Below are 7,840 nucleotides of genomic sequence, written 5' to 3' on the forward strand. Positions count from 1 at the left end.
CCTCGTTCTCCTTCAGGAAGTCCCAGTAGAGCGCGTTGAACGGACAGGCGCCCTCGCCGGTCGTCCGCGAGACGGCGTAGGGACACGAGGCGCAGTAGTCGCTCATCTCGTTCACGTAGTTCCCCGAGGAGGCGTACGGCTTCGAGGAGAGGGCGTCGGTCGCGAACGACCCCATCGCGACGACGTTCGGCGTCGTCACCCAGTGATACGCGTCGACGAAGCCGAGGTGGAACCACTCGTTGAGTTCGTGCGGGTCGGCGCCGTACAGCAGCGCGAAGTTCGACAGCACCATCAGGCGCTCGATGTGGTGCGCGTAGCCGAACGCGCGGACGTGCTCGACCGCCTCCGAGAGACACGTCATCTCCGTCTCGCCGTCCCAGAACGCGGGCGGGAGGTCCCGGTGGTTATCGAGCCGGTTCGCGTCCGCCAGCTCCGGCATCGCGGCCCGGTAGACGTGGCGCACGAACTCCCGCCAGCCGAGGAGCTGGCGGACGAACCCCTCGACCGCGTTTATCGGCGCCTCGCCGCGCTCGTAGGCGTCCTCCGCGGCGCGGACGGCCCGCATCGGATCGAGGAGGCCGAGGTTGATCGCGGGCGACAAAAGCGAGTGGGCGAGCCACGGCTCCCCCTCCACCATCGCGTCCTGATAGTCGCCGAACGCGGACAGGCGCTCGGCGACGAACCGGTCCAGCGCCGCCTCCGCCTCCGCGGCCGTGACCGGCCACGCGAAGTCCTCGAGCGACGACGCGCCCCACGTGTCGAACGTCCCCGTCACCCAGTCGTGGACCTCGCGCGTGAGGTCGTCCGGCTCGAACGTCGCCCGCTCGGGCGGCGTCCAGTCGTCCGGTGGCGTCTCGCGGTTCTCCTCGTCGAAGTTCCACGCGCCGCCCGCGGGCCGCGGCTCCGAGTCCCCGTCCGCGGCGTCGGCGTCCTCCTCCATCAGCACGCCCGTCTCGCGGCGGACGTGTCTGTACCAGTCCTCCTGTCGGAACGTCGCGTCGGGGTCGTCGGCGTCCGCGCCGGCCCACGCGCGCCAGTCGTCGGGCGTCGTGACGAACAGTTCGTTGGGGAGCAGTTCGAGATCGATGCCGCGCTCGGCGGCCAGTTCCCGCAGGCGCTCGCCCGCGCCGTGACTCGCTGGCCGCATCACCCGGAGGAGCGGGTCCTCGCGCTCGGCCGCGAACCGGTCGAACCCCTCGGCGAAGTCCTCGACCTGGAGGTACGTCACCGCGCGGCCGCGCTCGCGGAGTTCGTCCCGGAAGTGCCGCATCGCGGAGAAGACGAGGGTGAGTTTGTGCGCGTGGTAGCGCTTGCGCGCCGCGAACGCGCGCGACTCGATCATGAGCACGTCCTCGGCCTCCTCGAGCGCCGCGAGGTCGTGTGAAAGCTGGTCGCCGAGCAGCAGCAGCGTCATACGCTCGCTGCGGGCGCCACCGACAAATACGCGGTGGCGGGCCGGACCTCGCGGCTCGCCTCCCGCGTTCAGGGCTCAGTCCCGGCGACCCCAGCCGTTCTTCTCGACTCCGTCGTCGGTTTCGGCGCCGGCGTCGGGGTCCCGACGCGCGGCGTCGGTGTCGACGCTGGTGGCGGCGTCTTCGTCCTTGCGCGCCGCCCGCTCGGCCTCGTCCCAGCCGTCGACCGTCTCCCGGTCGCGTTCGTGTTCGTCGCGCACCAGCGCGTACAGGACGAGGGGCGCGACGAGCGCGAGCAGGACCGCGAAGAGGAACGCGCCGTCGGCCACGGTCAGCCGAAGAACACGTCCGCGATGGTGCTCCCGGCGGAAGCCGAGTCGCGGTACAGCTCCGAGTAGCCGCAGCTGGTACACGACACCACGCGGAACTTGTTCGTCTGGATGTCGAACATCTTGCTGAGGCCGCTGCCGGTCGTCGAGATGGAGCCGACCTCGGCCTCGTCGTGGCCGCACTTGGGACAGCCGCCGTCGCCGTGCGCGTGTTCGGTGGAGGGCATACGGACGCGACTGCGCGGGCGACCCACTAAACCGTGTCGGCGGGACGAGCCTCCTCCGCCCGGCGGCCGCGCACCTTTTTCACGCGGGACGGCGACGGGCCGGTATGGACAGCATCATCACGAACTGGCTGCTCGCGCTCGTGTCGGCCCTGCTGGCGGTGCTCGTGCTCGACACGACCGGCGAACAGTTCCTCGTCCCGCTGGAGCCGGTCGCCACGGTCCTCGCGCTCGTCACCTTCCTCTCGTTCGTGCTCGTCACGGGCGCGTTCATGGTCTACACGGCGTCGTTCAAGAACGAGTAGCGCGGAGTGCGCCGCCGACGCTCGCGCGCACGGCGCCGCCGACCACCGGCAACCGCCCCGCCGGCCCACCGATTTTTGGTCCCCGCGGCCGACCGCGTACCATGGAGTACACCACCCTCGGGTCTACCGGGATGGAGGTCTCGCGGATCTGTCTCGGCTGCATGAGCTTCGGCGACCCGGACTGGCGCGAGTGGGTCCTCGGCGAGGAGGAGGGGAAAGAGCTCGTCGAGCGCGCGGTCGAGCTCGGCGTGAACTTCTTCGACACCGCCAACATGTACTCGGACGGCGAGAGCGAGCGCGTGCTCGGCGAGGCGCTCGCCGGCTACGACCGCGACGAGTTCGTGGTCGCCACGAAGGGCTACTTCCAGATGGACGAGGGGAACCCCAACTCCGGCGGCCTCTCCCGGAAGGCCATCGACCAGGAGTTGGACAACTCCCTCGAACGACTGGGGATGGACACGGTGGACCTCTACCAGATCCACCGGTACGACCACGACACGCCGGTCGAGGAGACGCTGCGCGCGCTCGACGACGCGGTGCGACGCGGGAAGACGCGCTACGTCGGCGCCTCCTCGATGTGGGCTCACGAATTCGCGGACGCGCTCCACGCGAGCGAGCGTCTCGGCCTCGAGCGGTTCGTCACGATGCAGAACCACTACAACCTCGTCTACCGCGAGGAGGAGCGCGAGATGCTCCCGCTGTGCGAGAAGGAGGGGGTCGGCGTGATGCCGTGGAGTCCGCTTGCCCGGGGCTACCTCGCGCGCCCGGACGACGACATCGACGCGACCCTGCGGGGACAGACGGAGGAGCACATGTACGAGCACCCCTACCGCGAGAAGGGCGGTCGATCGATCAACGCTCGCGTGGAGGAACTCGCGGCCGAGAAGGGCGTGAAGATGGCCCAGATCGCGCTCGCGTGGCTGTTCCACAAGGACACCGTCGACGCGCCCATCGTCGGGACCACGAGCGTGGAGCACCTGGAGGACGCGGTTGAAGCGCTCGACATCGACCTGTCCGACTCCGATATCGAGTGGCTGGAGGAGCCGTACGAGCCGGTCCCCGTCTCGGGCCACGAATAGGCGGAGTCGGGTTACGGGACACCGGCCGGAACGTCCCTTTTCTGTCACCACGCGGTCGCGGTGCGGTCGCGGTGTGGTGCGGCCGCAGTACGCGGCGGTGCGGCGGCGGTGCGGCGGCGGTGCTGGGCGGTCGCGGTGTGGTGCTGTTTCTGTCGAGGTCGTGGTACCGCGGCGGCGCGAGGGCGCGCAGCGCCCGCAGCGCCGACCGCGGCCCCTTTTTGATCGACATTTTTCAAGGCTTGCGAGACCCGTTGGGTCTCGCTGATCCCCGAGCGGAGCTCGGGGAGAGCGGTGAGCGCGGCGCTTGCGCCGCGCGAACCCGACGCAGAAAAAGGTCGAGTTTCAGAACTCGGGCAGTCCCGAGAGGTTGTCCTCGGGGTGGTCGTCGCCGGTGGTGCGGATGAACCGCTCGCCGTCGGCGTGATACGTGATCACTCGGTCGCCGGGGAGCCAGTCGCCGTTCTCGTGGAAGGCGGTCATGTAGTCGAGACCCAGATCGAGGTCCTGCACGACCGCGTCGCGGGGGACCTCGACGGGGTCGCCGAGGCCGTCGTCGGTCGGGCGGTGTCGTCGGACCGCGTCGATGTGGTGGCCGACGTAGCGCACGTGGGTGATGACGTAGTCCGCGTCGAAGTCGGTCATACGGGACATCTCGGCCGTGGGACAGATAAGGTCGGTGGCGGTGCTGTGGTGGTCGCGGTCGCGGTGCTGTGGCGGTCGCGGTCGCGGCGCGGTCGCGGTGCTGTGGCGGTCGCGGTCGCGGCGCGGTCGCGGTGCGGTGGCGGTGCGGTTATGTGTTGAGGGCGTGGTACCGCGGCGGCGCAAGGGCGCGAAGCGCCCGCAGCGCCGACCGCGGCCGCTTTTTGATCGACATTTTTCAAGGAGCGGTGAGCGCGGCGCTTGCGCCGCGCGAACCCGACGCAGAAAAAGGTCGAAGCCAACCCTTTTCGGACCCGAGACGCAACCGGGGGGTATGGCAGACGACGAACCGGCCGAGTCCGGCGACGATGCCGGCGACGCCGCCGACGGCGAGGACGGAGAGGAGAAATCCTTCCGCGAGCGCGTGGAGGAGATCCGCGAACGACGCGAACAGGAACGCGAGGAGGGCGAGCAGCCCAGTCCCGAGGAGATGATGGGCGGCGAGGGCGGGCCCGGCGGCATGGGCGGCGGCAACCCGTTCGCGCAGATGATGTCCGGCATGATGGGCGGCGGTGGCGGCCCGCCGGGCATGGGCGGTGGCGGCGGCGGTCCGGGCGGCGCACCCGGGGGCATGGGCGGCGGTCCCGGCGGTCCGGGCGGCGCTCGCGGCGAGCGCGGCGGCGAGGAGTCGGTCGGCAACGAGGAGCTCGTGCGCGAGGTGCGCCAGCTCCGCGACGAGGTCCGCGACGCGACCCGGCAGCTGCAGCGCATCGCGCAGGCGCTGGAAGACCAGTAGCGCGGCCGCGGTCCGCGACGCGTTTTTCTCGGCGTCGATCACCGACGCCGACCTTTCGAGATGCTCCCGAGCGCCGCGAGCGTCCGGCGGGACGCCCGCGTTCGCAACGCCTTTCCCGTCCGGTCGCGCGCTTCGCGTATGGGCATTCCCGAGGAGCGCATCGAGCGGCTCCTGTCGCTCGCACGGGAGGCGGTCGTCGACGGCGAGTTCGACCGCTCGCGCGAGTACGTTCGCCTCGCCCGCCGCATCGCTGAGCGGAACCGCTGCGGGCTCCCGCGGGCGTTCACGCGGAAGACCTGCGACGACTGCGACGTGTATCTGCGACCGGGGGTTACGGGACGCTTCCGCACGCAGCCCGGACACGTCGTCGTGCGGTGTCTGGAGTGCGGCGCGACCGACAGGTACCCGTTCTGAATCCCACCGGGCCGCGTCGCGGCCGAGCCACGGATGGGGGCGACGAGGCGCTCGCGGCCGCGTACCTCAAGCTTCAATGCGCCGCGCCCTCTTGACCGCGTATGACCGATCAGCAACTCCGAAAGGAGGCGCACGACCTCGACGTGACCGTCTGGGTCGGCAAGGGCGGCGTCGAGGCAGTCGTCGACGAGTTGGCGGACCAGCTGGACGACCGAAAACTGGTGAAAGCGAAGTTCCTGCGGGCGGCCCGCGGCGGGACGACGACCGAGGAACTGGCGGCCGACCTCGCGGACCGTGTCGACGCTGAGCTGGTGGAGACGCGTGGCAACACGGCGGTGTTCCACTGATGGGGATCGGTGGTGACGACGGTGTGGTCGCCGACGCGACCGGCGCGGTTCCGGCACAGGTGCAGCCGGTTGCGGACGCGCTGACGCCGTATCTCGGCGGGACCCTCGCGGCGCCTATCGCTGCGTTTCTGGTCTTTGTCGGCGTGCTCGTGGCCGTCTACGTCCTCAACAAGTCGGTACTCTCTCCGCTCGTCGACCGGTTGCTCGACAAAAAGGGGCTGAAGCCGCACGCGCGCAAGCCGCTCAACCGGATCGCGACGGTCGTCGTGCTCTTCGCCGGCATCGCGGTCGCGTTCGGGCTGGCCGGCTACGGCAACTTCCTGCAGTCGATGGCGACGATCGCGGCCGCGGCGACGCTGGCCATCGGCTTCGCGATGCAGGACATCATCCGCAACTTCGTCTCGGGCGTGTTCATCTACACGGACAAGCCGTTCCGCATCGGCGACTGGGTCGAGTGGGGCGACAACTCCGGCATCGTCGAGGACATCTCCTTCCGCGTCACGCGCGTCCGCACGTTCGACAACGAACTGCTGACGGTGCCGAACTACGAACTGACCAGCGGCGTGGTCAAGAATCCGGTCGCGAAGGACACGCTCCGGCTGAAGTTCGTCTTCGGCATCGACTACGACGACGACATCGACGCGGCGACGACCATCATCATCGAGGAGGCCGAGAAACACGACGAGATCCTTCGGGACCCGGCCCCTTCGGTCCGGCTCAACGAGCTGGCCGACTCCTACGTCGGCCTGCAGTCCCGCGTCTGGATCGAGAACCCCTCGCGCGCGGACTTCGTGAAGACCCGCGCCGACTACGTGAAGGCGGTCAAACAGCGGTTCGACGAGGAGGGCATCTCCATCCCGTTCCCGCAGCGAACCGTCTCCGGCCGCGACGCGTGGAGCGAGCCGGGCGCCTTCTCGGGCGAGCAGTAGCGGGCGCGACTGCGTTTTTTCGCCCGTCTCGCGTCGTCGGGACGGCGCGTCGCCGGGCCGGCGCTTCGTCTCACTCGGCGGGCTCGATGGTTCGGCTCGTTCGCCCGCCCCCTGCGACGTGGAGGTGGTAGGTGACCTCGCGCGGATCCGTCGGTTCGTGTGGGCTGTGTGCGCCGAACTCGCGGTCGACCGTCTCGCCGGGCGGACACTCCAGAACGATCTCCCGGACCGGCGCGTACGCGATCTGCGGACCGACGCGGTTCAGGGCGAGCACCGTGTTCCCGTCGACGTCCGCGGGGTTGTGGACCGACAGCGAGAGCGTCGGCGACTCGTCGGGTCCGACGCGCTCGGGCGCGTCGAACGTCACCTCGAAGTCCGGTAGGGGTTCGGTGAGCCGTTCCCGCACGCGCTCGGGCGGCGTCCATTCCCCGCCGGGCCACGAGAGCCGGGCGTCCGTCGCGTCGGCGGTCTCGGGGAGCGGGAAGATCAACCACTTTCCGAACGACTCGGTCGCCGCGAGCTCCTCGGGCCAGTAGAGCCGCGCGTCCGACGGTTCGTGCGTGTACGTCTCGCCGTCGACGGAGAACGCGAATTCGTCCGCGGACGGTCTCTCCGAGGTCGAGGCGGTGCCGACGAGGAGGTATTGTCCGGCGCCGTCGACCGTGCCGATGGAGTCGTCGCCCGCCGTGACGTAGCCGGGGAAGACGCCCGCCTCGGTGACTGAGAACGAGGGCGATCCGGGCGACTCTTCGGTCGCCGGGCCGGCCGCGGGGTCCAGCGACGGACCGGTGTCGCGGAGGCAGCCGGGACCGAGGAGGGCGAGGCCGCTCGCGGCGAGCAGGGACCTGCGGCGCATAATTCGTGATTACGACTGATGCGGCAAGTGCTTTGTCTGCTCTTGTTGGATCGCAGTGGTGAGTATCCTACTCAGAGATATTCGTTTGGTACATAATAGTAATAAAACCGGAATATCATCATAGAGGTAACACTTATACACTACTATTCAAATTTATTGGCATGACAAAAGTATCGCAAAGCCACTATGAAGACAGTTTATTACCAGTAATGAAAGCTGTCGGTAACTGGATCTGTTGGGCTGAGTCACACAAAGGAGATTCGATACCAATTAACCCAAACCAATACCGAAAACATCTCCACAGATATCAACCAGAAAATTACAGAAATAAAGATGTTTGGATGCAGTACGATGAAGCACGCACTTTCGCGGAGAATAGAGAAGCAATTGATGGAATTGGATTTGTAACTATGGGAGTCGATATCTCTTATATTGATTTTGACTATTGTGTTGATTCAGGGTCTAACAAAGTTGATCCGGAGATATATGAACTCGTTCAAGAAATCGACT

Annotated in this window: 12 protein-coding genes; 7 read left to right on the forward strand and 5 right to left on the reverse strand. The window is 68.0% G+C overall.

Annotated features, from left to right (window positions below):
- The 3 genes from AN233_RS11125 to AN233_RS11135 all read right to left on the reverse strand — a co-directional run.
- On the reverse strand, window positions 1–1,414 hold a 1,414-nt coding region (locus AN233_RS11125; RefSeq protein WP_245626057.1), incomplete at its 3' end, for a cryptochrome/photolyase family protein.
- Window positions 1,415–1,489: 75 nt separating this feature from the next.
- Window positions 1,490–1,741, reverse strand: coding sequence for a hypothetical protein (locus tag AN233_RS11130; protein ID WP_058366843.1), 252 nt, complete (start codon window positions 1,739–1,741; stop codon window positions 1,490–1,492).
- Between the two features lie 2 nt (window positions 1,742–1,743).
- Window positions 1,744–1,968: a zinc ribbon domain-containing protein gene (locus tag AN233_RS11135; protein ID WP_058366844.1), complete on the reverse strand. Its 225-nt coding sequence runs from the start codon at window positions 1,966–1,968 to the stop codon at window positions 1,744–1,746.
- 104 nt (window positions 1,969–2,072) lie between these two features.
- On the opposite strand from AN233_RS11135, the gene AN233_RS11140 reads away from it, so the two are divergent.
- Both AN233_RS11140 and AN233_RS11145 read left to right on the forward strand, forming a co-directional pair.
- Window positions 2,073–2,270: a hypothetical protein gene (locus tag AN233_RS11140; RefSeq protein WP_058366845.1), complete on the forward strand. Its 198-nt coding sequence runs from the start codon at window positions 2,073–2,075 to the stop codon at window positions 2,268–2,270.
- Window positions 2,271–2,371: 101 nt separating this feature from the next.
- Window positions 2,372–3,349, forward strand: coding sequence for an aldo/keto reductase (locus tag AN233_RS11145; protein WP_058366846.1), 978 nt, complete (start codon window positions 2,372–2,374; stop codon window positions 3,347–3,349).
- A gap of 342 nt (window positions 3,350–3,691) precedes the next feature.
- Here the strand turns inward: AN233_RS11145 and AN233_RS11150 are convergent, their stop codons facing one another.
- Window positions 3,692–3,991 (reverse strand): DUF3892 domain-containing protein, encoded by a 300-nt coding sequence (locus AN233_RS11150; protein WP_058366847.1) that lies wholly within the window; start codon window positions 3,989–3,991, stop codon window positions 3,692–3,694.
- 331 nt (window positions 3,992–4,322) lie between these two features.
- Between AN233_RS11150 and AN233_RS11155 the strand changes: the two genes are divergently transcribed.
- The 4 genes from AN233_RS11155 to AN233_RS11170 all read left to right on the forward strand — a co-directional run bounded on the left by AN233_RS11155 (window position 4,323) and on the right by AN233_RS11170 (window position 6,474).
- Window positions 4,323–4,784, forward strand: a complete 462-nt coding sequence (locus AN233_RS11155; RefSeq protein WP_058366848.1) for a hypothetical protein — start codon at window positions 4,323–4,325, stop codon at window positions 4,782–4,784.
- A 138-nt stretch (window positions 4,785–4,922) separates the two neighbouring features.
- Window positions 4,923–5,198 (forward strand): ribonuclease P protein component 4, encoded by a 276-nt coding sequence (locus AN233_RS11160; RefSeq protein ID WP_058366866.1) that lies wholly within the window; start codon window positions 4,923–4,925, stop codon window positions 5,196–5,198.
- 101 nt (window positions 5,199–5,299) lie between these two features.
- Complete coding sequence (locus AN233_RS11165) at window positions 5,300–5,545, forward strand: YhbY family RNA-binding protein (protein WP_058366849.1); 246 nt, start codon at window positions 5,300–5,302, stop codon at window positions 5,543–5,545.
- Window positions 5,545–6,474 (forward strand): mechanosensitive ion channel family protein, encoded by a 930-nt coding sequence (locus AN233_RS11170; RefSeq protein WP_080508445.1) that lies wholly within the window; start codon window positions 5,545–5,547, stop codon window positions 6,472–6,474. The genes AN233_RS11165 and AN233_RS11170 overlap by 1 nt, the downstream gene beginning before the upstream one ends.
- A 70-nt stretch (window positions 6,475–6,544) precedes the next feature.
- Here AN233_RS11170 and AN233_RS11175 read toward each other — a convergent pair whose 3' ends face one another.
- Complete coding sequence (locus AN233_RS11175; RefSeq protein WP_058366850.1) at window positions 6,545–7,330, reverse strand: hypothetical protein; 786 nt, start codon at window positions 7,328–7,330, stop codon at window positions 6,545–6,547.
- A gap of 161 nt (window positions 7,331–7,491) precedes the next feature.
- Between AN233_RS11175 and AN233_RS16870 the strand changes: the two genes are divergently transcribed.
- On the forward strand, window positions 7,492–7,840 hold a 349-nt coding region (locus AN233_RS16870), incomplete at its 3' end, for a hypothetical protein (protein WP_141654137.1).

This window comes from Haloparvum sedimenti, from assembly GCF_001462205.1.
Classification (GTDB): Archaea; Halobacteriota; Halobacteria; order Halobacteriales; family Haloferacaceae; genus Haloparvum; species Haloparvum sedimenti.

What these genes read in the sequence shown, in the direction of transcription:
- AN233_RS11150 (WP_058366847.1), bottom strand. Translation starts at nt 3,991, where the DNA reads ATGACCGACTTCGACGCGGACTACGTCATCACCCACGTGCGCTACGTC.
- AN233_RS11135 (WP_058366844.1), bottom strand. Translation starts at nt 1,968, where the DNA reads ATGCCCTCCACCGAACACGCGCACGGCGACGGCGGCTGTCCCAAGTGC.
- AN233_RS11165 (WP_058366849.1), top strand. Translation starts at nt 5,300, where the DNA reads ATGACCGATCAGCAACTCCGAAAGGAGGCGCACGACCTCGACGTGACC.
- AN233_RS11175 (WP_058366850.1), bottom strand. Translation starts at nt 7,330, where the DNA reads ATGCGCCGCAGGTCCCTGCTCGCCGCGAGCGGCCTCGCCCTCCTCGGT.
- AN233_RS11160 (WP_058366866.1), top strand. Translation starts at nt 4,923, where the DNA reads ATGGGCATTCCCGAGGAGCGCATCGAGCGGCTCCTGTCGCTCGCACGG.
- AN233_RS11170 (WP_080508445.1), top strand. Translation starts at nt 5,545, where the DNA reads ATGGGGATCGGTGGTGACGACGGTGTGGTCGCCGACGCGACCGGCGCG.
- AN233_RS11155 (WP_058366848.1), top strand. Translation starts at nt 4,323, where the DNA reads ATGGCAGACGACGAACCGGCCGAGTCCGGCGACGATGCCGGCGACGCC.
- AN233_RS11140 (WP_058366845.1), top strand. Translation starts at nt 2,073, where the DNA reads ATGGACAGCATCATCACGAACTGGCTGCTCGCGCTCGTGTCGGCCCTG.
- AN233_RS11145 (WP_058366846.1), top strand. Translation starts at nt 2,372, where the DNA reads ATGGAGTACACCACCCTCGGGTCTACCGGGATGGAGGTCTCGCGGATC.